19 protein-coding genes are annotated in these 23,561 nt (G+C 52.3%); 13 read left to right on the top strand and 6 right to left on the bottom strand.

Annotated features, from left to right (window positions below; all coding sequences use genetic code 11):
* The first annotated feature begins 522 nt into the window (after positions 1–522).
* From NDI45_RS20160 to NDI45_RS20145, 4 genes are all read left to right on the top strand, one after another.
* Positions 523–1,761 carry a DUF4912 domain-containing protein gene (locus NDI45_RS20160; RefSeq protein WP_348248485.1) on the top strand — a complete coding sequence of 413 codons (1,239 nt, stop codon included), beginning with the start codon at positions 523–525 and terminating at the stop codon, positions 1,759–1,761.
* Positions 1,762–1,890: 129 nt separating this feature from the next.
* Positions 1,891–2,400: a CU044_2847 family protein gene (locus tag NDI45_RS20155; RefSeq protein ID WP_190791520.1), complete on the top strand. Its 510-nt coding sequence runs from the start codon at positions 1,891–1,893 to the stop codon at positions 2,398–2,400.
* Between the two features lie 74 nt (positions 2,401–2,474).
* Positions 2,475–3,884, top strand: a complete 1,410-nt coding sequence (locus tag NDI45_RS20150; RefSeq protein ID WP_348248449.1) for an amidase — start codon at positions 2,475–2,477, stop codon at positions 3,882–3,884.
* Between the two features lie 49 nt (positions 3,885–3,933).
* A complete protein-coding gene (locus NDI45_RS20145; RefSeq protein WP_190791518.1) occupies positions 3,934–5,214 on the top strand; it encodes an FGGY-family carbohydrate kinase in 1,281 nt (426 codons plus the stop codon).
* Positions 5,215–5,381: 167 nt separating this feature from the next.
* Here the strand turns inward: NDI45_RS20145 and NDI45_RS20140 are convergent, their stop codons facing one another.
* A complete protein-coding gene (locus NDI45_RS20140) occupies positions 5,382–6,194 on the bottom strand; it encodes a DUF4114 domain-containing protein (protein ID WP_348248448.1) in 813 nt (270 codons plus the stop codon).
* Positions 6,195–6,801: 607 nt separating this feature from the next.
* Here NDI45_RS20140 and NDI45_RS20135 point away from each other — a divergent pair.
* Positions 6,802–7,806: a glycosyltransferase family 2 protein gene (locus NDI45_RS20135; RefSeq protein WP_348248447.1), complete on the top strand. Its 1,005-nt coding sequence runs from the start codon at positions 6,802–6,804 to the stop codon at positions 7,804–7,806.
* Positions 7,807–8,064: 258 nt separating this feature from the next.
* Here the strand turns inward: NDI45_RS20135 and NDI45_RS20130 are convergent, their stop codons facing one another.
* The gene (locus tag NDI45_RS20130) at positions 8,065–8,211 is read right to left on the bottom strand and encodes a hypothetical protein (protein ID WP_190791515.1); all 147 of its coding nucleotides are present in this window, start codon (positions 8,209–8,211) and stop codon (positions 8,065–8,067) included.
* Positions 8,212–8,568: 357 nt separating this feature from the next.
* The gene (gene hisG, locus NDI45_RS20125) at positions 8,569–9,213 is read right to left on the bottom strand and encodes an ATP phosphoribosyltransferase (RefSeq protein ID WP_348248446.1); all 645 of its coding nucleotides are present in this window, start codon (positions 9,211–9,213) and stop codon (positions 8,569–8,571) included.
* Positions 9,214–9,516: 303 nt separating this feature from the next.
* Here hisG and NDI45_RS20120 point away from each other — a divergent pair, with 303 nt between their 5' ends.
* Positions 9,517–12,111 (top strand): tetratricopeptide repeat protein, encoded by a 2,595-nt coding sequence (locus NDI45_RS20120; protein WP_348248445.1) that lies wholly within the window; start codon positions 9,517–9,519, stop codon positions 12,109–12,111.
* 288 nt (positions 12,112–12,399) lie between these two features.
* Here NDI45_RS20120 and NDI45_RS20115 read toward each other — a convergent pair whose 3' ends face one another.
* The gene (locus NDI45_RS20115) at positions 12,400–13,584 is read right to left on the bottom strand and encodes an NAD(P)H-quinone oxidoreductase subunit H (RefSeq protein WP_190791528.1); all 1,185 of its coding nucleotides are present in this window, start codon (positions 13,582–13,584) and stop codon (positions 12,400–12,402) included.
* 422 nt (positions 13,585–14,006) lie between these two features.
* Between NDI45_RS20115 and NDI45_RS20110 the strand changes: the two genes are divergently transcribed.
* Together NDI45_RS20110 and rsmH are read left to right on the top strand one after the other, a co-directional pair.
* Positions 14,007–14,564, top strand: coding sequence for a GNAT family N-acetyltransferase (locus NDI45_RS20110; RefSeq protein WP_348248444.1), 558 nt, complete (start codon positions 14,007–14,009; stop codon positions 14,562–14,564).
* Between the two features lie 63 nt (positions 14,565–14,627).
* A complete protein-coding gene (gene rsmH, locus NDI45_RS20105) occupies positions 14,628–15,533 on the top strand; it encodes a 16S rRNA (cytosine(1402)-N(4))-methyltransferase RsmH (RefSeq protein ID WP_348248484.1) in 906 nt (301 codons plus the stop codon).
* 64 nt (positions 15,534–15,597) lie between these two features.
* On the opposite strand, the gene NDI45_RS20100 is transcribed toward rsmH, so the two are convergent.
* Positions 15,598–16,161 carry a response regulator gene (locus NDI45_RS20100; RefSeq protein ID WP_190791511.1) on the bottom strand — a complete coding sequence of 188 codons (564 nt, stop codon included), beginning with the start codon at positions 16,159–16,161 and terminating at the stop codon, positions 15,598–15,600.
* 387 nt (positions 16,162–16,548) lie between these two features.
* Between NDI45_RS20100 and lipA the strand changes: the two genes are divergently transcribed.
* Positions 16,549–17,694, top strand: a complete 1,146-nt coding sequence (lipA, locus tag NDI45_RS20095) for a lipoyl synthase (RefSeq protein ID WP_348248443.1) — start codon at positions 16,549–16,551, stop codon at positions 17,692–17,694.
* A 43-nt stretch (positions 17,695–17,737) separates the two neighbouring features.
* Here lipA and NDI45_RS20090 read toward each other — a convergent pair whose 3' ends face one another.
* Positions 17,738–18,637, bottom strand: a complete 900-nt coding sequence (locus tag NDI45_RS20090; protein ID WP_190791510.1) for a nuclear transport factor 2 family protein — start codon at positions 18,635–18,637, stop codon at positions 17,738–17,740.
* Between the two features lie 162 nt (positions 18,638–18,799).
* Here NDI45_RS20090 and murG point away from each other — a divergent pair, with 162 nt between their 5' ends.
* From murG to lpxD, 4 genes are all read left to right on the top strand, one after another.
* The gene (gene murG, locus NDI45_RS20085) at positions 18,800–19,906 is read left to right on the top strand and encodes an undecaprenyldiphospho-muramoylpentapeptide beta-N-acetylglucosaminyltransferase (RefSeq protein WP_190791509.1); all 1,107 of its coding nucleotides are present in this window, start codon (positions 18,800–18,802) and stop codon (positions 19,904–19,906) included.
* Between the two features lie 52 nt (positions 19,907–19,958).
* Entirely contained in the window at positions 19,959–20,336 is a 378-nt protein-coding gene (gene hpxZ, locus NDI45_RS20080; RefSeq protein WP_190791508.1) for an oxalurate catabolism protein HpxZ, read from the top strand.
* A 179-nt stretch (positions 20,337–20,515) separates the two neighbouring features.
* On the top strand, positions 20,516–21,745 hold the full coding sequence (locus NDI45_RS20075) for a ferrochelatase (protein WP_190791507.1): 1,230 nt from the start codon (positions 20,516–20,518) through the stop codon (positions 21,743–21,745).
* 637 nt (positions 21,746–22,382) lie between these two features.
* Positions 22,383–23,438, top strand: a complete 1,056-nt coding sequence (gene lpxD / locus NDI45_RS20070) for a UDP-3-O-(3-hydroxymyristoyl)glucosamine N-acyltransferase (RefSeq protein ID WP_348248442.1) — start codon at positions 22,383–22,385, stop codon at positions 23,436–23,438.
* Positions 23,439–23,561: the final 123 nt, after the last annotated feature.

The raw sequence follows: 23,561 nt of genomic DNA, 5'->3' as shown, positions 1-23,561 counted from the left end.
GCACCTGAGACAGCGTCTTCTGAAGCAGTTATCCTGCCTGCTGATGAACCACCTGCTAAGACAGAAATCACAGCGATCGATCCTGAAATGGTGGAAGAAATTCCTTCAGCAGCGATCGATCCGGCGATTCCGAGTGCGGCGATCGATCCGGCTTTGTTAGGCGGGGCAGCTCTGGTAACAGGAACGGGTGCGCTGTTTGGCTTGCCCGAGCTTCGCGATCAGTCAGAAAATGCCTCGGATGCGATCGAACTCAATCCCCTGGAAACTGAGCCTGCTTTGCCTGAATCCACAGAAACGGCCTTGCCGGCCCAGGAAATGGCAGCCGAACTCGTAGCACTTCCATCACCTGAAGCAGTAGCGCAATTTCCAGAAGCTATCGTTGCCGAAGAGGAAATGGCAGCCGAACTGCTTGCAGAACGAGACGCCACAGAAGGGGCTGAAACAACGATCACCTCCCCGGTGTCGCCCAACCCCGCTGCCCCACCTGATGCAACAATTCCCGTAGCAGCCGCTACCGCCGGAATGTTTGTGGCTCAGTCGCGCCTAGCGATCGAAGAAACCCAGGAAGAAGAATTGCAGTCGACGATCGAGGCAGCCAAGTTCTACATGGGGCAGTCTGACCTGTCGAGCGAAGAACTGGCAACCGTGGACGCAAATTTGCCCGATCTGCCCGGAGGCTATGGCGAAAGTCGGATTGTGCTGCTGCCCCGCGACCCGCAGTGGGCTTACGCCTATTGGGACATTCCGGCAGAGCAAAAGCAGTTGGCTCGACAACAGGGCGGCAGTCGATTTGCCCTTCGGTTCTATGATGTCACCAATATTGATTCCAATCGCCATAATCCCCATAGCCTTCAGCAGTACGAATGCGATGAAATGGCGCGAAACTGGCACATTCCGGTTCCGCTAAGCGATCGAGACTATATCGCTGAAATTGGCTATGTCGCTGAAGACGAACGCTGGATGATGCTGGCGCGATCGCAGCCTATTCGCATCCCACCTGTTTATCCATCGGACTGGTACTCCGAGCAGTTTCTCACGATTGACTGGCAGGCAGACCTGCGCGACAAAGCGTTCCTGGAGCTTGTGCCGCCGGGTGAACGCAAAACTTTTAACAACCCTATCTACGATCGCATCTTTGGCTTGACCGAATCTGCAGAGGCACAGCGCGTCGCCGGATCGCTCTACGGCTCAATGCAGCAGGTTCCTGAGCAGACAATCAGCTCGTTTGCATCGGGAGCCGGACTGTCAGCCCGTAGCGAATCTGGCATTGGCATGATGTCCGGTGTAGGAATGTCCGGCGTGGGGATGTCGGGCGCGGGAATGTCAGGTGTGGGACTGTCAGGAATTGGAATGTCCGGCGCGGGAATGTACACGATGTCGGGCATGGGAGTAATGGGAATGTCGGGCGCGGGAATGTACACGATGTCGGGCATGGGAATGTCAGGCGTAGGCTTTTCTGCCTCTATGCCGCCGATGCGTCCGCGTCAGTTTTGGCTGATTGCCGATGCCGAACTGATTGTGTATGGCGCAACCGAACCCGATGCTACCGTCACGATCGCAGGTCGCCCAGTGCAGCTCAATCCAGACGGCACATTCCGTTTCCAGATGTCTTTCCAGGACGGTGTGATTGATTTTCCGATTTTGGCCGTTGCCGTTGATGGCGAACAAACGCGATCGGTTCACCTTAACTTCGAGCGCAAAACGCCTTCCCGCAATACCAACACTAAGGAAGAGGCGAGAGATGAGTGGTTTCCAGGCTAGATCGGTGATTTCCGGCTTAGTTCGAGCAGGAGAAGCATAGAGGATGCGCCACCCCGCAGGGGTTTTACCCCTGTACACTGCCTTGATCTAAATGGGTATCGCTATAAGAGAACAGCAGGAAGAAATCTCATGGCGCAACTGGTCCCGATTCAGCTCAGCGACGGCACGATGATTTACATTGAGGCGATCGAAGATACGACCGTCTCCAGTGACCCTGGTACATTCGCCGACGAGGAACCCGAAGAACAAACGCGATCGGGCGGCAAAGGCTTGGGAGATGACATTCGGCGATCGACTCGCATCTTTGGCACTCCGTCACTCACGCCCGATCAGCGATTTCAGCAGCTGCAAACCACGATTCGCACCTACACTGCCTATACGCTGAATGCCTTTCGCAATCTGGCAGTTGCAGAGGTGCAAAAAGTATCGCTAGAGTTTGGCGTTAATGTCAGCGGCGTAGGTGGAATTCCCTACATTGCCTCAGGAACCATGGGGTGCAATCTGAAAATTACGGTGGAATGTACCTTCCCCGATCGCGTTAGCGGAACAACTGCCCCTCGCCCGGCTCAGCCCAATCCCAATCAGCCGCCGCTGCCCCCGCCGCCTCCTGGCACACCTCGATCGCCAACCAATCCTTAATCTGGCAGATGATTTGTGGGTGAAGATTGGGTTCACTGCTAAAGTCAGCGTTAACCCCGTTTCAGGCTGGTTGTATGAACTCCGTTGATTTGGCTTTTACGTCCGCGATCGATCAAGCAAGGCTAATTCGCGCCAAGGAAATTTCTCCGCTCGAACTCACCGAGCTTTATCTAGAGCGGATCGAGCGGCTCAATCCCCAGTTAGGCAGTTTCTTTACTGTCACAGTCGATCGCGCCCTCAGCGACGCCAAAGCCAAAACCGCTCAGCTCATGCAAACCGATCGCGCCGAGGAGCTGCCGCCTTTTTTTGGAGTGCCAACGGCGATCAAAGATTTAACGGCAGTTGCAGACGTGCCTTGCAGCTATGGGCTGCGCGTGATTCGCGATCGGATCGAAAAGGAAGACGCTGGGGTAGTGACTCGCATTAAAAACGCCGGATTCATTCTCCTGGGTAAAACGGCAACCTCCCAGCTTGGCTCAACTCCCTACACCGAGCCACCTGGATTTCCCCCAGCCCGCAATCCCTGGAATTTGGACTACACGGCTGGCGGTTCCAGTGGCGGGGCAGCTGCGGCGATCGCGGCAGGTCTTTGTGCAGTAGCTCACGGATCAGATGGCGGCGGATCAATTCGGGGCCCGGCTGCCTGCTGCGGCATTGTCGGTATCAAACCATCTCGCGGTCGCGTATCGCTGGCTCCTGTGGGCGATCGGCTTAGCGGCTTAGCCGTCGATGGACCTCTGGCGCGAACCGTGGCAGATGCGGCGGCAATGCTGGACGTGATGGCAGGCTACACAGTGGGCGATCCTTACTGGCTACCTGATCCCAATCCTTCCTTTTTAGCGGCAGCAAATCGATCGCTCCAATCCTGCAAAATTGCATACATCACAGATTTTCCGCCGATCGGCGAAGCCCATCCCCTTTGCAAACAGGCAGTTTTAGACACCGCTCAACGATTAGAACAGTGGGGACACGCGATCGAACCCGTGACCCTCAACTTTACCGACATCATCGAACCCTTAGTCACCGTTTGGCAGGCAGGCGTTGATGTAGGCGTGCCCTGGCTGGTGCTGAATCGATTCAATCGCTGGCTGCTGCGGCAGGCAAAACGGCGATCGAGTGGGCAATATCTTCAGGCAGTTTCTAAGATGCAAACCGCAGCACGTCGAATTGTGGCAACTTTCAGTCCCTATGATGCGGTCATTGCTCCCGTGTATCTGCATCCCACCATCCGCGTCGGTGAATGGAAATCGCTCAGCTCCACCAAAACCCTCCAGCAAATTATGAACTGGATCGCCCCCTGCCCTCCCATCAATGCCACTGGGCAGCCCGCGATCGCCCTCCCCGCCCTGTTCACCGAATCCGGCTTACCGGTCGGCATTCAGCTCATCGGTCGCCCCGCCGCCGAAGAAACTATCATTTCCCTCGCAGCCCAACTCGAAGCCACCCACCCCTGGCATAGCCCCAAGCCCCCGATCGCCCTATAACCAACCCCAGAACAAACTCACGCCCCACCTCTCCATCCCCTCACACCCCATGCCTCACTCCCTAGGAATCGACTTCGGAACCTCTGGCGCAAGAGCGATCGTCCTTGATCCTGCACTGGAAATTCGATCGTCGGTGAGCTTGCCCTTCCCGGCAATCTGCTCGAACTGGACTGGGCTATGGCAACAGACGCTCTTTGATTTGCTTCAACAGATCCCCCTGGAACTCAGGCACACGATCGCCTCGATCGCCATTAACGGCACATCTTCCACCGTTTTAATTAGCGATGCTACCGGAAATCCACTTAGGGCGCCTCTGCTCTATAACGACGATCGCGGGTCAGTCGTGCTGGAGCAAGTGAAGTCGATCGCGCCGCCCAACCATACGGTGATCAGTGCTACATCGAGCCTGGCAAAGCTGTTCTGGTTCAATTACGCCGAAGGGGAAACTGCTTCGCATCGCCAGCTTCGGAATACTTCAGGACGTTACTTTTTACATCAGGCAGATTGGCTTGCCTTTTGGCTACACGGGCAGATCGGCATCAGCGACTATCACAACGCGCTCAAGCTCGGCTATGACGTGGAAAATCTGCGTTATCCAGACTGGCTGCAAACTCCAGCTATGCCGTTTGAGCTGCCCAAAGTTTTGCCTCCCGGCACGCCGATTGCCCCAGTCACAGCTGCACTATGCGATCGATTTCAGTTTCCGCCCCATTGCCAGGTTTGCGCCGGAACTACCGACAGCATCGCAGCAGTTCTGGCAAGCGGTGTCCAGGCAACAGGAGAAGCTGTCACTTCCCTCGGTTCAACGCTGGTTCTGAAACTGCTCAGCAATACCCGAATTGAAGATGCCCGATACGGAATCTACAGTCATCGATTGGGCGAACGATGGCTGGTGGGAGGTGCATCAAATACGGGCGGAGCAGTGCTAAAGCAATTTTTTAGCTCAGAGGAGCTGGTGCAACTGAGCCAGGAGATCGACCCTTCCCAGGAAAGCCCACTGGACTACTATCCGCTGCTAAAACCGGGCGAACGATTTCCCATGAACGACCCTCAGCTAGCTCCCCGCCTGGAACCCAGGCCCGATCGCCCCAGTGAATTTTTGCACGGGCTGTTGGAGAGCATTGCCCGGATTGAAGCAAAAGGCTATCGCTTACTTCAGGAGCTGGGAGCCACCCCACTTCGGTATGTTCACAGCGCAGGCGGCGGCGCAGCAAATCAAGTCTGGCTCCAAATTCGATCGCGCCAATTGCAGGTTCCGGTGTTTGCAGCCGCTCGAACTGAAGCCGCTTATGGCACAGCCCGGTTAGCAATGCAGGGCATCGTGAATTAACAGGCTGTAGGAAATGCTGAAGGGCTACAAAAACATAGAACGGACGATCGGGATGCGAATGAAATGAAAAAAGCACTGCCTCTCCACTTTTTTAGGAGAAAGAGAAACAGTGCTCTAATTTAAGAGAAACAGTGCTCTAAACAGAAGGCTCAGGAATCAGGGAGATGTTACTCCTGCGGAGCTGATTGAGGAACAGAGTCACCCTTCTGGCGGCGGAGTCCCAGTGCTCCCGCAGCACTCAAGCCCAGTAGACCGAGCAGCATCGAGGGTTCAGGAACGCTGGTGAGATCCTTCACGTTCGCTTCGCCGATGTCTACAACAAAGACCACATCGTTGAAGTCACGATCCGAGTTTTGGTTTTTGCCACCCTTTGCCCACAGGTCACCGTACAGGTCTTCAAAACCCAGCATCAGATATTTGCCAAACGCATAGGCAACAACGTGCTGAAGTCCGTCTGGGTTAGATCGGGTTTGCGTTCCAAAAATGTTGGCGTTTTCGCGCAGATCTCGTCCATCTGCCCGCAGCCAGAAATCAAGCTGAGTGCCCCCCAAGATCTTGCCGATCTGCACCCCGTCGCCGAGCTTCAGGGGACCGCTATTTTCCCGCATGATAGCCTCTGGCGAGGCAATATCTCTGAACACTAAGCCTGATTGGTTAGTGGCACCCGTTGCTTCATAGGCGAGCTGGTTGCGAAAGCTTGCACCCTCGTTAATAAAGTACACCGAAACATCGTGGTCATACTTCAGCTTCAGCTTGGTAGGGTCAAGCAAAAATTGACCGCTATTCGGGATTGCAATTCGTTCCTGCTGCACGAACTGCTGAAAAGGCGCGTCGTTGAACCCGGTCTGACTCTTTCCCTGAATAGAGGGCTGAGTCCAAGAATTATTCCAGGCAAAAGCAGTTGCCGGAGCAGTGGCACTCACCACGCCCGCAAGGGTAGTAGCAGCCGCAAAAAGACTAGAAAGAAGCGTTGTTTTCATATCTAAAGTGAGTGGAGTGAATAGATGAGACGACTAACTTCAGAAAACAGCACGCAAAAAAGCGTCTGCTCAAACATGACCCATCAGGCATAACTCATCAGGTGATAATTGTCTCCGCGTAACATCCGTTACTATCACCACTTTGCCTTAGTCTTAGGAGAATTTGTTTCCCCTTTGTCAACTCTTCAATCAGAACGGTTTAGGCCAGCATTTTTACGGAATTCGTCTTTTATTAAGGCAGGTTTTATCCTGAAGTCAATACTAGTAGGATTGCTGATCCAAACGTATCAACTGTTTCTCAATAAATCTATTTTTTCAAAGACGAGCTGCTGCGAGAATTCCTGCAGGTGGCGATTTGACGAAATTCAGGACAAAACCGAAAGCAAAGTGCAGCTTCGCATAATTCTGCCTGAGCAATGGCAGCAAACCGCTGATTTGATGACGCAATATGACATTATCAATGCTAGCCCTACTGCCAAACAGCCCTTTGATCTGAGGCTCTGGTTTGCCAATTCCTGGATAACGACTGTCTTAAGGAATTCTGGGGAACTTGACCGCAGGGACAGGGATCTCTAGTGTGGGAAAGTGCCTGACGGGAGCAATGCCCATGACCAAGCTGATCATTCAAATTCCCTGCTACAACGAGGAGCGCACACTGGGTATGACCCTGTCTGAGTTGCCGCGCCAGCTTCCGGGAATTGACCAAATTGAATGGCTAGTAATTAATGATGGCAGCACCGATCGCACTGTAGAAGTGGCAAAAGCCTGCGGTGTGGATCACATTGTCAGCTTTCCTATCAATCAGGGCTTAGCAAAAGGGTTTATGGCAGGCCTGGAAGCCAGCCTCCGCGCAGGAGCTGATATTATTGTCAACACTGACGCAGACAATCAGTACTGCGCGGCAGATATTCCCAAGCTGATTCAGCCGATTCTGCTGGGGCAGGCAGATATGGTGGTCGGAGCCAGACCGATCTGGAAAACTCAGCATTTCTCCTTCATTAAAAAGCTGCTGCAAAATCTAGGTAGCCATATGGTGCGCCTTGCCAGCAATACTAGGGTTCCCGATGCGCCGAGCGGATTTCGCGCCTTTAGTCGAGAAGCGGCAATGCAGCTCAACGTCTTCAATAGCTATACCTATACCCTAGAGACGATTATTCAGGCAGGACAAAAAGGAATGGCGATCGTGTCTGTTCCCATTCGCACGAATCCAAATCTGCGGCGATCGCGGCTGGTCAGAAGCATTCCGTCCTATGTCATGCGATCGTCTTTTACGATCCTGCGGATTTTTATGCTGTACAAGCCGCTGCGCTTCTTCCTGCTGCTAGGAAGTGTACCGTTTAGCTTGGGCTTGCTGCTGGGCTTGCGCTGGCTGCTGCTGTTTTGGCTGGTGGATCCCACTCGATCGCGTGCCCCCAGCCTGATTTTGGCAGCAATGCTAATTTTGATTGGGTTTCAGCTTTGGATGTTTGGCTTAGTCGCAGATCTGCTAGCGGCAAATCGTCGTCTGATGGAAGAAACCCGACTCCGCATGCGGCGGCTCGACCTGGAGCAGAATGGCGATTTTCCCCCCGAAGAGAGACGATCGCAACGATTCAACCAGGACGAAAGTTAGGTCAATCGCTGGGTCAAATTCTGCGTCGCTGAAGTCGCTTTCGTCAATTCCGTTTACAACGGCATCACAAACAACGTTTAGATATTCTTTTAGATATTCCTTCCCGGCTTCATTGAAGCTGATGCCCTGCTCCTTCGAGCCCTCAAAGAACGGATTGCACAGCAGTTCCGAGTTATGCTCTAGTGTTGCCATTTCCTCATCAGGCATTTCTGCTGCGATCGCCTGTCTGACTGCTCAATTCTCTAATCAGCTCTCTAATCAGTTCTCTAGCTGCTGCGAGTTGATTTCGATCGTTGAGTAGGTTGCGCTGGAGGTTAGCAGAAAATAGGTCAGCGTGACGACCGAACCCACGGTTAAAAACGTCAGCACTGCCGCGAATAGCCTCTCACCCCTCGAAGTTTGCATAATTGTTACCTACTAACTTCAATCCTAATATCGCTGTCTCTATCGCAGTGAGGACAAAGGCTGGGGAGCAGGAACCCAATTTAGGGTAAGACTCCTGCATTCCGTCCTTGGCTGACTAGCGGTAGATACTATTAATAGATAAAGGATTTCTTCAGTTTGAAACTGTCAATTTTCGGACAAACCAGAGAAACTACGGAGATTTCTGCCTGAAGGGTAAAAAGCTTAACATTTTGTCGTATCTCGCAACACAAGCCCAACGGCAGTAGAAAGGGCGCCCAGTTTAATGGACGATCGTCAATCTCCAGCGTTCCTTGAAAGCGAGTTCACTCATTCCGCAAACAGCTCGTGCGATCGAACTCAGGAAGACGGAACGGCAGCAGACCGGATGCGATCAATCCATTGCCCCAGATTATCTTGATTCAAGCGATAGCTGAGCGGATGGGCAATCAAACGAGCAGTGCTTTCAAAGAGCTGATCAATTTCAATCAGGTTGTTTTCTTGCAGCGTGCGCCCGGTAGCAACCAGATCGACGATCGCCTCCGACATTCCCGTGATCGGTCCCAGTTCCACCGACCCATAAAGCGGCACGACATCGACCGGAAGATCCAAACTGTTGAAATATTCGCTGGCACACTGAACAAACTTGGAGGCAACCCGACAGTGCGGCGGCAGCTCTAAGGCAGAACGATAGGAGCTAGACGCTTTCACGGCCACCGACATCCGGCAGCGACCAAACCCTAGATCAACCAGATGAGCCACCTGAGGACGCTTTTCGCGCAGCACATCATACCCGACGATGCCAAGCTGCGCCTGTCCGTATTCCACATACACAGGCACATCGTAATTTCGCACCAGCAGGGCCTTCGCAATCTGATTGCTGTCCCAAATCTCAAGCTGACGATTACCCGGATCGAGAAACGCGCTGAAATCTAAGCCGATCGACTGAAGCAGCCGAATACTGTCTTTGAGCAATCCGCCCTTGGGCAGTGCAACCGTAATCATGAATTCATCTCCCGAAAGCCGCAACGAACCATTATCCCGCAAGTTATGGGTTATTAGGCACAGGTTATGCGTTCGATCAATGCCTGTTCCACCCATGCCTGTTCCACCTATGGCTGTTTTACCTATGCCTGTTCCAGTCTTGATCTCTATCGATCGGCTCAGTTTCACGAATTCTTCATGAGGAAATGTCCTGATTTTGGTGAGCTAACTAGAAAAAAGTCGAATAAGCACCCCCTTAGACTTCACAAGATCCATTTATATCTCCTTGCCTGGTGTCAAACTCAACTCTAGCGGCTAGCTGCAATGAAAAAGCGTCCTTTTTTAGATGTTTTAGAGAATGCTTCACTGGTAGGCTTAGGGGTCGGCTCGGTTGCATCTCTGGTGTCCCAGCAGGCGTTTTATGCCACCGCTCCGCTCTCGCTGCTCGTGGTTTTGGGCTTACTGAACCGAAGGCAGTTTGAACAACAAACGGAGCAGGAGACTAAAAATACGCTGAATCAGGCCGATCGCCGTCTGACCCAGCAAATCGACGGATTAACGCAGCGAGTTGAGCAGATGCCGACTCCAGAAACCATTCAGCAGATTAAAAAAGGCGTTTTGCTTAAGAATCGTGAGCTGGCACAGCATTTTTCCACCCAAATCCTCTCTCTTCAGGAAACGCTAGACCAGCGGCTCACTCCTCTGGAACATCAAAATCTGCCCCTGATTCGACAAGAGCTGCAAAGCCTGGGCGATCGCTATCAACAGCTTTTAGAAGGACTCTCGCTGCTAAATACCGATATTGGGCAGCTTCAGGACAAAGACGATCGCCAAACCAGGCAACTGGAATACACCGTTTCCTCACTACAGGCGGAAATGATTGATTTGCGGGGGGAACTCGACAGCCTGGCGCATCATACCAAAGCAAATTCAACAGATCTACAAGAGCGGCTCAACCGAATCGATCGTCAGTTAAGCAAGCTGCCGCCTCCGGTGGATGTGAGCGTGATGCGGCAAGAATTGGCAGAAATGGTAAGGATCATTGGGGATCTGGTTTCAAAGCGCGACTTAGCGACGATCGTCGGAGAAGTGCAAGCCCTGCATCAAGATCAAGATGACCTTAAGCGATCAGTGCAGGCGATCGAAGCAGCGGCAATTAACTTGAAGCGCAGTTTTGGATTGTCCTTCAGCAAGGGAGAGAAAACCAAAATCGAATCTGAGTTTGCTGCTTTCTTATCGCAACAGCTTGGTGAGACTGCGGCATCGCTGAGCGAAACATCTCTGGTTCCGGCAAGCATCTACCCCGAACTACAAGCTTTGGCAGCGGGGTATTTAAAGAATTTGCGATCGCAGCTTGTCACAATCCAGGAGTTTACCGAACAGCTTGACCAGCAGCAGCAACAGCTCCAGGAACAGATTTATCGGCTGCCCAAGTCGCTCGATATCGTCGCACTCCAGCGGCAGCTCAAAGACTTGGCACGTCGAATTCCCATCGCAGAAAGTACGTTTGATGCCTTTCAAGCCAGAATCCAGGAGGTGCTGCAACAAGAGCTACAGGCGATCAACGAACAGCTTCAGGCACTCCCTGCAACGCCTCAGCACGAGTTGGTGTTTGACTTCAAGGCCGAAACTGCCGTATCGGGTACTGCCGGACATCGGGCACTGCTCGAAGCAGCCCTGGAGCAAACTCAGGAGCGGCTGATTTTAATTTGGCTCTGGTCAGACGAGTGCGAACTCGACGATGAACTGCTGCAAAAGCTAGAATCCTTTCTCAGCCAGAAGCGACAGTTAGATTTGGGCTGGTGTCATCTCGCCGACTACTCTCCAGGCGAAACGGTTTCATACCGCCAGCAGGAACGCTTGCTGAGCAAAATTCGGCGGGGCTGGAGCAATCAACCAGAGCAAACCGCTCTTCAGCAAACCCTGCAAAAGCTGCTGCAATTGAAACGGGCTTATCCAGAATATTTTCAGTTCAAGATCCTGGGAACCAGCGAGAATTTTTTGGTGTCCGATCGCGCCTTTGCCGTGCTGGGCATTGCCGACCCACTTAAAACCACGGCTGCCTCTACTGATCTGCACCTCAAACTCCGCACCACTGATCCAGAAGTGATCCAGCGGCTGATCGATCGCTTCGATAGCCCAACCCTTGACCCCGATGACCTCACCGCTTATTGGAATCGCGCCGTTACTCGCTACGACCTGAGCGACAAAGCCGGGGCGATCGAAGACTTTTATCACATTCTTTCCCGCCAGCCCGATGATGCGGTGACGCTAAACTCGCGAGGCATTGTCCTGTATGACGTGGGAGATTGGGAAGCTGCGCTGCTCGACTTTACCCAGGCGATCGCAGTGAATCCGCGCCAGAGTGCTGCCTATCTGAATCGAGGCTTTATTCGATCAGAGCAGGGCGATTTATGGGGCGCGATCAACGACTATACGTTAGCAATTCAGGTGAACCCAGACCACGCGCTGGCATACTTCTATCGCGGCATGGCGTGGCAAAAGCAAGAAGAACACCGGGAAGCAATCGCCGACTTCAGCAGCGCGATTCGACTGGCTCCCAATTCAGCCGTTGCCTGTTACTATCGGGGGCTGGTGTGGCAAAAGCTGGGACAGCTCCAGGAAGCGATCGCCGACCTGCAAAAAGCCGCAGAACATTTCAGCGCAAGAGGCAGCAAAACCAACGCCGAAAAAGCTCTGAAACATCTGGCAAAACTTCAGCAGGAAATCGAACAGCAGGCACAAATTCCTCTGATTGAGGAGTCCGAACTAACAGACGGAACCACTGGAGCGATCGAACTCTTCCAACCCGCTAGAGAAGGGGATCTCGGGCATCATCACTATCGAGGCAACAAATCTCAGAACGGGTATCGGGTCGCGGTCGTGGTGGCAGGAGACGATCGGCTAGAGAGGGAATAGGAGACAGAAGGTAGCGAAAGCGAATCATTTGGGGAAAACTCACTCTCCTCCACAGTTTAAAATCCCCCAGTCAAAGTCCCCCAGAATTACGAACTTTAGGGGGCTACAAAGCCTGCAACACTGACAGAAAAGACTGGCGAACCTCCAGTAGCGCTGTAGGGGAGCGGACTGAGGGTGAGGGCTGCACCACCGAGATACTCACCAGGCAAAAATCACAAAAAAGGGCAGGCATTCAACCTACCCCAGACAGTGAGTATTCAAAACCAGATTTAATCTGAGATTCGCAGATTAGCGATCGACTGAACCCATAATGATGTCGATACTGCCTAAAATCGGCATGATATCTGCAACCTTCACACCCTTCAACAGGTGCGGCAGGATTTGCAAATTCACGAAGTCTGCGGCGCGAATCTTCCATCGCCAGGGGAATACGGTGTCATCACCAATCAGGTAAATGCCCAGTTCGCCCTTGCCGCTCTCAACACGGAAGTAGTGTTCGCCCTTGGGAATCTTGAACGTCGGCGCAATTTTCTTGCCAAGGAACTGGTAGTCAAACTCGTTCCACTGCGACTTCGGACCTTCCTGCATCCGCTTGGCTTCCAGGTTTTCGTAGGGACCACCGGGCAGCCCATCGATTGCCTGACGAATAATTTTGACCGACTCGCGCATTTCATCAATGCGAACCCGATAGCGCGCCAAACAGTCGCCCTCGGTTGCAACCGCCACGTTCCAATCAAAGTCGTCGTAGCATTCGTAGTGATCTACTCTTCGCAGATCCCAGTTCACTCCTGAAGCCCGCAGCATTGGACCGGACAAACCCCAGTTGATTGCCTCTTCGCGGGTAACCGTGCCTACGCCTTCAACCCGCCGCCGGAAGATGGGGTTGTTGGTGATGAGCTTTTCGTACTCGTCTACCTTATCAACGAAGTAGTCGCAAAAATCGCGGCACTTATCGACCCAGCCATAGGGCAAATCAACTGCCACGCCGCCAATGCGGAAGTAGTTATTGTTGACCATGCGGTAACCTGTTGCCGCTTCCCACAGATCGTAGATCATCTCCCTTTCTCGGAAGATATAGAAGAAAGGCGTTTGCGCGCCAATATCCGCCATAAAGGGGCCAAGCCAGAGCAGGTGATTTGCAATCCGGTTTAGCTCCAGCATGATGACGCGAATGTAGCTGGCGCGTTTGGGAACCGGAATTCCTGCCAAAATTTCTGGCGCGTTTACCGTGACCGCTTCGTTAAACATTCCTTCTGCATAGTCCCAACGGCTGACGTAGGGCACATACATGATGTTGGTGCGGTTTTCAGCAATCTTCTCCATGCCGCGATGCAGATAGCCAATTACAGGCTCGCAGTCGATCACATCTTCACCGTCGAGGGTGACAATGAGCCGCAGCACGCCGTGCATTGACGGGTGATGAGGACCCATGTTCAACACCATCGGTTCGGTTTTTGTTTCGATCATTGACATAAATAATGCCGTCTCCCGATTACAAGTCCCGATACAAAACGCCTGATACAGACACGCCCGAATACAAAACGCCTGATGCAGTACGCCCGAATATAATACGCTCGAATACAAAACGCTCGAATACAAAACACCCAAATCCGACACGCCCGACGCTAAACGCTGACCGATCGCCTCAACCTCAGAAGATTTGAATGGGCTGGAGATCAATCGGACTGGATTCAGCCGGACAAGATTTCGTTTTGTTGCGCCTTCCCTCCCTCATTATACGGAGGAATCGGACGTTCTATAGGCGACGCGATCGATCGCACCGCAGGAATTTTCTATCTGTAAGTAAGGCTTGAACTTATAGGAAGTTACTGGAAGTTATCAGAATGGATAATCATGAGAATAAAAGCAGGTAAACGGTCAACTGGAGAATCCCCATGAGAACTTTTGAGACCGACCGTCTGCGGTTGCGTCCCTGGAATCCAGAAACAGAAGCAGAGCAAGCGTTTGAGATCTACAGCGATCCAGAAGTCGTGCGCTTTATCGGTTCCCCTGATGTTAGCGTTGAAGCTCGATGCGAGAAAATTCGGCAGCGTAACCAGAAGTACCTGGAGGTCAATGACGGCAGCGGCTATTGGGCGATCGTTGAAAAAGCAACTGCAACCCCTGTCGGAACCGCCATTTTTCAACGAATTCCCGATGGAGCAGGGCAGTTAACCAAGGATTGGGAAGTGGGCTGGCATTTGAAGCGCTTGGTCTGGGGCAGAGGGTATGCCACTGAAGCAGGACGGGCTTTACTGAATTATGGATTGACAGAGCTAAAGCTGCCTGTGATTTGTGCTGTTGCCAAGCCAGAAAATTCCGCATCGATTCGAGTAATGGAGCGGCTGGGCATGAGCCCAAAGGGACGCACGCAGAAATACTATGGCGCAGAACTCGTCCTATTTGAGCTGCAAGCGGGCAACCATCCAATTTCTGAAAAGGCTGTCCTCTAAAATGAATGAGATACAGCAGGAACGAAAACATTGATTGAACCTGAACAGATTGAGCCTGAACCAATTAAAGCTCAACCCAACAATTTAGAACGCTCTGCAACACAGTCTGACTTTTTGCACATTCCCGTTCTGGCAAAGGAAGTCATCGATGGGTTAGCCGTGCGATCGGGCAAACAGTATCTTGATGCGACGGTGGGCGGCGGTGGACATAGCTTGCTGATTCTGCAGGCGGCGGAAAATGTGCAGCTTATCGCGATCGATCAAGACAAAAATGCGATTCAGGCTGCCAAAACCAAACTTGCTGAGTTTGAGGAACAGGTGACATTTCGCCACACGAATTTTGCTGAGTTTGCTCCAGGGGAATCCCAATTTGACGGCATTCTGGCGGATTTGGGCGTGAGTTCTCCCCAGTTTGATACGCCCGATCGCGGCTTTAGCTTTCGTCATGCTGCCCCACTCGATATGCGAATGGATCAAACGCAGGACGAAACCGCAGCCACAGTCATCAACACCTGGGATGAGGCAGAACTGGCGCGAATTTTTTACACCTATGGCGAAGAGCGGCTGTCTCGCAAAATTGCCCGCCGCATTGTAGAGAAACGCCCGTTTGAAACAACCACTGAGCTGGCGGAAGCGATTTTCTATTCCGTGCCGCCGTCCTACCGCTATGGCAGAATCCATCCGGCAACGCGGGTGTTTCAGGCACTCCGAATTGTAGTGAACCGCGAGCTGGAGGTTTTAGAAACCCTGCTGCAAAAGGCTCCCTGCTGGCTGAAACCGGGTGGACGACTTGCGATTATCAGCTTTCACAGCCTGGAAGACCGGATGGTGAAACACGCTTTTAAGGACTCTGAGCTGCTGCGACCCATTACTAAAAAGCCGATCCTCGCTAGTGAAGCTGAAACTGAGCAAAATCCGCGATCGCGCTCTGCCAAACTCAGGGTCGCAGAACGAATCGTTGAAGCCTAGAGGATGTTTTAGCAGTATGAAAGTATGTTGCCTTTGCTCCCAAGCCTTTTTTGCTTTCTGATGTCTATTTCAGCTTTTGCCTGATAAAGGTCAGGAGCTGAGTCATTTGCTTCTTGAGCGTATCGATTTCTGACTGCATTTTCTCGATCTTCTGATTCAGGGCAGCAATTTCGGCAGCGTCAGCAGTAGAAGCGGCGGCGGGTGTGGCGTTAGTGGGAGCGATCGTCGGGGCAACCGTTCGGGGGCGGGGCAGTCTGGCTTTTGCCATTGCAGCCTTGATTGCCTCGATTAGCTCCTTTTGCTCAAACGGTTTCTCGATAAATTCAAAAAACTCAAACGGCTCCGAAATCTTTTCGGTGACTTCTTCCCGCCGACCCGACATCAGCACCAGCGGAATCGATTGCAGTTCGGCACTCGCCTGCACCTGCTGAAACACTTCCCAGCCACTCATCCGGGGCAGCAGAAAATCCAACATGATCAGGTTGGGGCGTTCTTGCCGGATGCAGTCGAGTCCTTCTACGCCGTCCTTTGCTTCGAGAACCTGAAAATTGCCTTTAGGCAACATATCTCTAACCATGTTGCGGATGACTCGGCTGTCATCAATCACCAGAATTTTATGACTTGCCACAACAGACTCCTTTGCAATGAACGATGAACAGGAAGGGTAGAAAGGAAACAGCGAGTTGCCAGAATGACGGCTGAAGACCGGTAACTGGGAACAGATCCTCGAAACGCTTGCGGAGATCAGGAACTTGAACCCGACGATCGCTGCTGGAGATGCACAAACTGGAAAAGAAGCTGCATGAGACAGAGAGCTTAAGCAGAATTAACCTGAAAAGCGACTGAGCGACTGTTGGCTAGGATATAACGATCGCACCAGGATAAGCGACCCCTTACCGAAGTTCGATCTTTAACACCTCTCTGTCAGCATTCCCAAAATTAGCGCAAACCATAACAGTCGAGAACTTCGGACAACCGCAAAATCCAGGGGAAATTCTGAGGCAAGGGAGACAGAATGAATCGCAGGCGTTCTGAGAATTTCCTGCTAGAGTGCGTAGAGGAAGGTAATGTCAGTCTTAGATGGTCAATCTACAGTAAGCCCACAGCCTACAGTAAGCTTACAGTCAGTCCACAATCACTCCACGGTCAGTTCATAGTAGAGGGTATGTCTCCAGAGTCGATGCAGATGCAAGAAACCGAGGCTGAAGCAGGGCGGCTCGTGCAGAGCGTAGTCCCGGAAGCGTCACAGTCCGCCAATCTATCTGGTAATTCGTCTGGCAAGCGGGAGTCGCCTTGGGTAAACCTCCCCGAATGGCTGCGTCGTCCGATCGGTAGAGCTAGCGACATTTCGACGGTGCAGCAAATTATCAAACAGCGGCAGATTCACACTATCTGCGAAGAAGGACGCTGCCCGAACCGGGGCGAATGCTATGCCCAGAAGACGGCAACTTTTCTGCTGATGGGTCCGACTTGCACTCGTGCCTGTGCCTTTTGCCAGGTGGATAAAGGTCATGCGCCCATGCCCCTCGACCCCCAGGAGCCGCAAAAAGTTGCAGAAGCGGTGAGCCTGCTGAGATTGCGCTATGTGGTGCTGACTTCGGTAGCACGGGACGATTTGCCTGATGGAGGCGCGAACTGGTTTGTGCAGACGATGACCGCCATTCGCCAGCACAATTCCGAAACTCAGATTGAGGTTCTTACCCCCGACTTTTGGGGCGGACAGGGCAGCCAGGAACTCCAGAAACAGCGCGTGGGCACGATTGCCTTAGCCCGGCCAGCCTGCTATAACCACAACCTCGAAACGGTGAAACGGCTTCAGGGTCCGGTACGACGCGGCGCGAAATACGATCGCTCTCTGCGGGTTCTGAGCTTGGTGAAGGAATTTAACCCTGCGATTTCCACAAAGTCGGGCTTGATGCTGGGGCTAGGCGAAACCGAAGCCGAGATTCTGGAAACATTGCGCGATTTGCGATCGGTTCAGTGCGATCGGCTGACGCTGGGGCAGTATATGCGTCCGTCGCTGGATCATCTGCCAGTGCAGAAATATTGGACACCCGAAGAGTTTGATCGCCTGGGTGCCATTGCCCGCGAGCTGGGGTTTGCTCATGTGCGATCGGGTCCGCTGGTGCGAAGCTCCTACCATGCGGGGGAAGAAGGCTAAATCCCAGAAGCCTTACATCCCAGAATCCTTACATCCCAGAATCCTAGGGACGAACGACGCGCATTCGTCGGGAAACCGTGGTAATACCATCATCCCGCACGATAATGCCGGAAATCCATCGATCACCCGGAACGGCAGCAGCACGTCCCTGTTTAAACAAACCGCCTGCGGACAGCACTTCATATTCAACAGGTAAGGTTTGCAAATAGCCGCTGGCCTCAGTTGGCTCATCCTGGACTGCCCCCAGTAAAATGCGATTTTCGAGCGGTTCTTCAACGATCGCATCAAAATCAAACGCCTGTCCGATCGTGACTTGCTCTGGCAGCATGACTTCAACGGTGGGGGGGGTTGTGCCGCTGGCAGTCTGGCTGGTTTCCGATAAAATTTCCTGCTGCACGATCTGGTTGCCCTCAATGCGCTGGCGCGATCGGATTGTGGAAGTCAGATTAGTGGGGCGGTTTGCCTCGGTTTGGCTGCCCGTGATCGTGGTGGTGGTTTCAACGATATCGGCATTGCCTTCGCGCTTGTAGGAGTCGATCGTCGTTTGGTAGGTGAGCGTGGGATAGCGTTCCCAGAGTGCCTGCAAGGTCGATTGCAGCGTTTGATAGGTGAATCCGTCGGAGTGAGTGAACTGTGGGCTATAAAAGCTTATCACTGCCTCAAAGTCGCGCTGATTTGCGGCTGCGTCGATTTGGGCAATTGTCTGTGCGACTGCTGGCGGAAGATCTGCTGGAGCGGGAGTTGAAGGGGCTGGAGGGGTCGAGGGAGAGGGATTTGGCTGAGCGAGTGCGCGATTTGACCAGCCGATCGCCACACTTAGCAGCAGTGCCAAAACCAGCGATGCAAAGCAGTTGCCCCTGTGGTTGCCCCTCTGGGGGAATCGACAAGCAAGATCAAAGATTGGAGAAACCGCAGCGGGGCGGGCAGTGAACAAGCGGCGCATAGCGAGTCTGGGTAAGGAACAGAAGAGCTAAATCAATTTATCGTACTCTCGATCGAAAAATCCGGCGATCGACGGTGATTAACAGGTGATTATAGGCTAACCTGATTGAGCCACCGAGCGCATACCCTCCGGTGAATCCTTAGCAAATCAGGGAGATCCATCGTGGTTAAGGCAGGTCAAACCGCTTCTCAGCGATCGACACAAAAAGCGACAAAGAAACTTTTAATTGCAGCAAGCGGTACAGGCGGACACCTGTTTCCGGCAATTGCCACGGCAGCCGCCCTACCCGACTATCAGATCGAATGGCTGGGCGTGCCCGATCGCCTCGAACGTCAGCTTGTGCCAGAGCAGTATCCGATGCACACGATCGCTGTCGAAGGATTTCAGCAAAAGTTAAGTCTTAAAACGATCAAGATCGCGTTGGGACTGGGGCTGTCGATTCTTAAGGTGAGAAAGCTGCTGCGTCAGGGGCGGTTTAATGCGGTGTTTACTACGGGGGGCTATATTGCGGCACCGGCGGTTGTCGCAGCTCGATCGCTGGGTATGCCCGTCGTTTTACACGAGTCGAACGCGCTTCCCGGAAAAGTGACGCGTTTCTTAAGTCGCTGGTGTGACGTAGTCGGGTTAGGGTTTGCAGAAGCTACCGCCTATTTGCCCAGAGTCCGCACGATGCAGGTGGGTACGCCCGTTCGCCCTCAGTTTCTTGCTGCAGAAAAGGCTGATGCCCTACCCGGTTTAGCGATTCCGCCGGACGTGCCGCTGATTGTGGTGGTAGGCGGTAGCCAGGGAGCGGTGGCAGTGAATCGGCTCGTGCGGCAGTGTGCCCCGGCATGGCTGGAGACAGGTGTGTGGATCGTGCATCTTACAGGCGAAAATGACCCGGACGCACAAAGCCTGAGCCATCCCCATTATTTTGCACTGCCCTTTTATAAGGAAATGGCGACGCTCTTTCAACGATCGACCCTTGCCATTAGCCGATCGGGAGCCGGAACCCTGACCGAACTGGCAGTCACCCATACGCCATCGATCCTAATTCCTTATCCGTTTGCCGCAGAAGATCACCAGACTTACAACGCCAGAATCTTTGCCAACGCCGGAGCTGCTCAGCTTTATGCTCAGTCAGACCTCACCCCCGAACTGCTGACCAGCAAAGTGTTGCACCTGCTTCGATCGGATTCTCTACAGACAATGGCAGACGCCGCCGGAAAGCTGGCAATTCTCGATAGTGCCGATCGCATGGCGAAGGTAATTCAGCAGTTAACCGATTGATTGGAATGCGATTAACTGGGATACAGATTAATTGTGATACAGACTAATTGTGATGCAAATTAACCTCCCTGATGTCGTTGCTGAAGTGAAAGCAGCATTCGATCGCTACGAGCAAGCTCTGGTCAATAACAATGTTGTCGTGCTGGATGAGCTGTTTTGGAACAGTCCCCACACCATTCGCTATGGCGTAACCGAGAATCTTTACGGCTATGAGTCGATCGCCCAATTTCGCAGCAGTCGCCCGACAGTGGATTTACAGCGCGATCTGAGCAATACCGTGATTACAACCTACGGCAGAGACTTCGCGACGGTTAATACCGAATTTCATCGCCAATCATCGGGCAAAACGGGGCGGCAAAGTCAAACCTGGATCAGAACAGCGGATGGCTGGCGGGTAGCAAGTGCCCATGTATCGCTGCTGTCGAGCTGATCTTCATTCTTTCTCCAGGTAGATTTACAAATCGATCGATCCTATCCCCCTAGAGGGGATGCTACCCTGAAGAAGGTGTCAGCCTTAGAGCAGGCATCCAGTATTGAGGTGCAAAATCGCATCAAACTCGTTTTCTCAGCCCGGTTTCATTACAAATTTCATTACAAGAGGTGTGCAGCGTGGTTGCAACTCCAGAAAAAATTCAACAGCCAACCTTTGATGCGCCTGCCCAGGACGATCGCGTGGCGGTTCTGCTGATGGGCTACGGCGAAGTCGAAAGCTACGAAGACTTTGCCAACTATAACGAACAGGCTCTAAACCTCCTCACTGCCAAATTCGCGCCCGTCCCAACCTGGATTTATCCGCCGTTGGCGAAACTGCTAGCTGTGTTTGACCTGCACGAGTGGAGCCACCAGCACGATCACTTTATTTCGCCTCACAACGCCATCTTCGAGCAGCAGCGTGTCGGAATCGAGCAGGCACTTCAGCAAAAGTGGGGCAATCGGGTGCAGGTTTTCAAGGCATTTAACTTTTGTGCGCCGTTTCTGCCAGAGCAGGTGTTAGCCGAAATTCGATCACAGGGCTTCGACAAAATTCTGATTTATCCCTTGCTGGTCGTCGATTCGATCTTTACCAGCGGAATTGCGATCGAGCAGGTAAACAAAGCCCTGGCAAACATGGCAGAAGGAACCGAACATTGGGTGAAAGGACAGCGATATATTCCCTCGTTCTACAGCGAGCCGGAATATGTTGACCTACTGGCAAACATGGTCGAAGAGCAAATTCGCAAGCACCTGATTGAGGCTTATTTGCCCTCGCAGATCGGGATTGTGCTGATGAACCACGGCTGCCCCCACAAAGCAAAAGGCTTTACATCTGGTATTGATGAAAGTCAGACACTTTATGAGCTGGTGCGAGCAAAGCTGATCGATCGCTATCCGCTGGTTTCGATCGGCTGGCTCAATCACCAAACACCCCTAATCGAATGGACTCAGCCCAACGTTGATCTCGCGGCTCGCAATCTGATCGCTCAAGGTGCATCTGCGCTAATGTTTATGCCGATCGGCTTTGCCACCGAAAACCACGAAACCCTGCTGGATGTGGAGCATATCATTCTCAGTTTGCGGCGTAAGCATTCCGACATTACCTACGTGCAAATGCCTTGTGTCAACGACCATCCGGCATTTTTGCAAATGGTGGCAGAGTGGGCAAATCCACAGATTGAAGCCCTCCTGTCTGAGCAGGCTCTTGCTGTGAATCCAACTTTGGCAGTCGATCGGGCTAAGGAGCTACTGCGTCCCAACTTTACCTATGGACATCATCATGGGCATGATCACGGGCATGATCATGGGCATCACGACCACCATGACCACGGGCATCATCACCCTGATCACGGGCATCACCACTAGTTAGATTTCAGAATCTCTGAATAAGCCGCCCTTCCTAAACGCGATCGAATAGCTCCTGATTTTGCTGCTATCGATTCTACGGGAAGGGTCTTTTTTTATAGGAAAAGTTTTCTATGAGAGAGTTAATAACTAATCTTGCAGTACACAAATATCTCTTCAGTAGAACTAAAGGTATAATCTAGCCACTATGCAGCTTTAACAGATATGCAGCTTTAACAGAATATAAGGATGGCTACCCGACAGCAGAAAATTAATGAAAATGGTTTCAATCTTCACAAGATGCCTCCTCAGTTACAGTGTCAGCGGAGGGCACTTCACACTTTTTCTAATCACAAGGTTTAATCACAAGAAGTTTGCCGTCCATTTCCATTTAAAGCACTGCTACCATCGCTGGCTAATCAACTACAATGCTTCTTCTAAGATTCGAAAAAATTTTACTTTTGCCTACGTCCAGGCATGAAAAACGCAGTACGGGATGAATAATTATCTATTTCTTTCTTCTCGATATGCAAACACTATGCAAAAAAAAGGCAGCAGAAGGCAAAGAGTTAATTATTACCGATTATCAGGTTGACTTGAAGCCAAATCATCAACAGCTTGCAACTTTTTAGACTGTCAACTTCGATCGATTCTTCCTATGAAACTCAGCGAACTCAACCAAAAACTAGGTGCAGAGCAAACTAGCCTTCTGACCCATTCCGATCGCGATCCAGACATTAGCGACGTGACGGCGATCGAGGCTGCCCAGCCTCAGACTATCAGCTACGTTGAGGGTGACAAGTTTGCTGCTCTGATTGACACGACCGCAGCCAGTGCTCTCATTTTGCCCTTAAATGAAGCTCTGCAAGCCAAAGCAACCGACCGCGGCATTGCCTGGATTGCAACCCGCGAACCGCGCCTGATGTTTGCCCGAACGATCGCCCTGTTTTATCAACCGTTTCGTCCGGCAGCAGGCATTCATCCGAGTGCAGTTATTGATGAGTCGGTGCAGCTCGGCGAGGAAGTTTCGATCGGTGCAAATGTAGTAATCTATCCCAACGTGACGATCGGCAATGGGACGGTAATTTTTCCAAATGTGGTGATTTATCCTGACGTGGCAATCGGCGATCGAACCCTACTCCATGCGAACTGTGTGATTCACGAACGGGCACAAATCGGCTCAGATTGCGTGATTCATAGTGGGGCGGCGATCGGCTCTGAGGGGTTTGGCTTTGTGCCTGTGCCGCAGGGCTGGGTCAAGATGGAGCAGTCTGGCTCTGTGGTGCTGGAAGATGGCGTTGAAGTAGGGTGTAATTCGACGATCGATCGTCCGGCGGTGGGCGAAACGCGACTTGGACGTAACACGAAGCTGGATAATCTGGTGCATATCGGGCATGGTTCGCAGGTGGGCGAAAACTGTGCAATGGCGGCACAGGTCGGCTTGTCGGGTGCAGCCCAGTTAGGGAATCGCGTCATTTTAGGTGGACAGGTGGGCGTGGCAAATCAGGCGAAAGTGGGCGACGGCGTGCAGGCAGGGGCAAAGGCTGGAATTCACAGCAGCGTGGAACCGGGAACCGTTGTGCTAGGAACTCCTGCCATTCCCTACAAGCTGTTTCTCAAAGTTGCAGCTCTCTGGAATCGCTTGCCGGAAATGAATCAGACATTGAAGCAGCTTCAGAAGCAGATGGAGCAATATAATACGAAATCCGGCTAAGCAGTAACATTATAAAATAGGAGCATGGCACGTACACTGACACTGGAAAAACATCTCAGTAGTGAGGAACTCAAAACTCGCTATCAAACCAGCACTGACCCAATTGAATCACGGCGTTGGCAC

It is taken from the genome of Leptolyngbya sp. GB1-A1 (assembly GCF_039962475.1).
In the GTDB taxonomy this organism is placed as follows: domain Bacteria; phylum Cyanobacteriota; class Cyanobacteriia; order Elainellales; family Elainellaceae; genus Leptolyngbya_A.
The sequence above is the reverse complement of the archived record's forward strand: the minus strand, read 5'-3'. Positions and strand labels throughout refer to the sequence as shown.

Excerpts from the sequence above, each read along its gene's own strand:
- NDI45_RS20145 (WP_190791518.1), top strand. The coding sequence starts at position 3,934 with ATGCCTCACTCCCTAGGAATCGACTTCGGAACCTCTGGCGCAAGAGCG.
- NDI45_RS20160 (WP_348248485.1), top strand. The coding sequence starts at position 523 with ATGTTTGTGGCTCAGTCGCGCCTAGCGATCGAAGAAACCCAGGAAGAA.
- NDI45_RS20150 (WP_348248449.1), top strand. The coding sequence starts at position 2,475 with ATGAACTCCGTTGATTTGGCTTTTACGTCCGCGATCGATCAAGCAAGG.
- NDI45_RS20110 (WP_348248444.1), top strand. The coding sequence starts at position 14,007 with ATGAGAACTTTTGAGACCGACCGTCTGCGGTTGCGTCCCTGGAATCCA.
- NDI45_RS20135 (WP_348248447.1), top strand. The coding sequence starts at position 6,802 with ATGACCAAGCTGATCATTCAAATTCCCTGCTACAACGAGGAGCGCACA.
- NDI45_RS20120 (WP_348248445.1), top strand. The coding sequence starts at position 9,517 with ATGAAAAAGCGTCCTTTTTTAGATGTTTTAGAGAATGCTTCACTGGTA.
- NDI45_RS20115 (WP_190791528.1), bottom strand. The coding sequence starts at position 13,584 with ATGTCAATGATCGAAACAAAAACCGAACCGATGGTGTTGAACATGGGT.
- lpxD (WP_348248442.1), top strand. The coding sequence starts at position 22,383 with ATGAAACTCAGCGAACTCAACCAAAAACTAGGTGCAGAGCAAACTAGC.
- NDI45_RS20140 (WP_348248448.1), bottom strand. The coding sequence starts at position 6,194 with ATGAAAACAACGCTTCTTTCTAGTCTTTTTGCGGCTGCTACTACCCTT.
- NDI45_RS20090 (WP_190791510.1), bottom strand. The coding sequence starts at position 18,637 with ATGCGCCGCTTGTTCACTGCCCGCCCCGCTGCGGTTTCTCCAATCTTT.
- hpxZ (WP_190791508.1), top strand. The coding sequence starts at position 19,959 with ATGCAAATTAACCTCCCTGATGTCGTTGCTGAAGTGAAAGCAGCATTC.
- NDI45_RS20155 (WP_190791520.1), top strand. The coding sequence starts at position 1,891 with ATGGCGCAACTGGTCCCGATTCAGCTCAGCGACGGCACGATGATTTAC.
- lipA (WP_348248443.1), top strand. The coding sequence starts at position 16,549 with ATGAATCGCAGGCGTTCTGAGAATTTCCTGCTAGAGTGCGTAGAGGAA.
- hisG (WP_348248446.1), bottom strand. The coding sequence starts at position 9,213 with ATGATTACGGTTGCACTGCCCAAGGGCGGATTGCTCAAAGACAGTATT.
- NDI45_RS20130 (WP_190791515.1), bottom strand. The coding sequence starts at position 8,211 with ATGCAAACTTCGAGGGGTGAGAGGCTATTCGCGGCAGTGCTGACGTTT.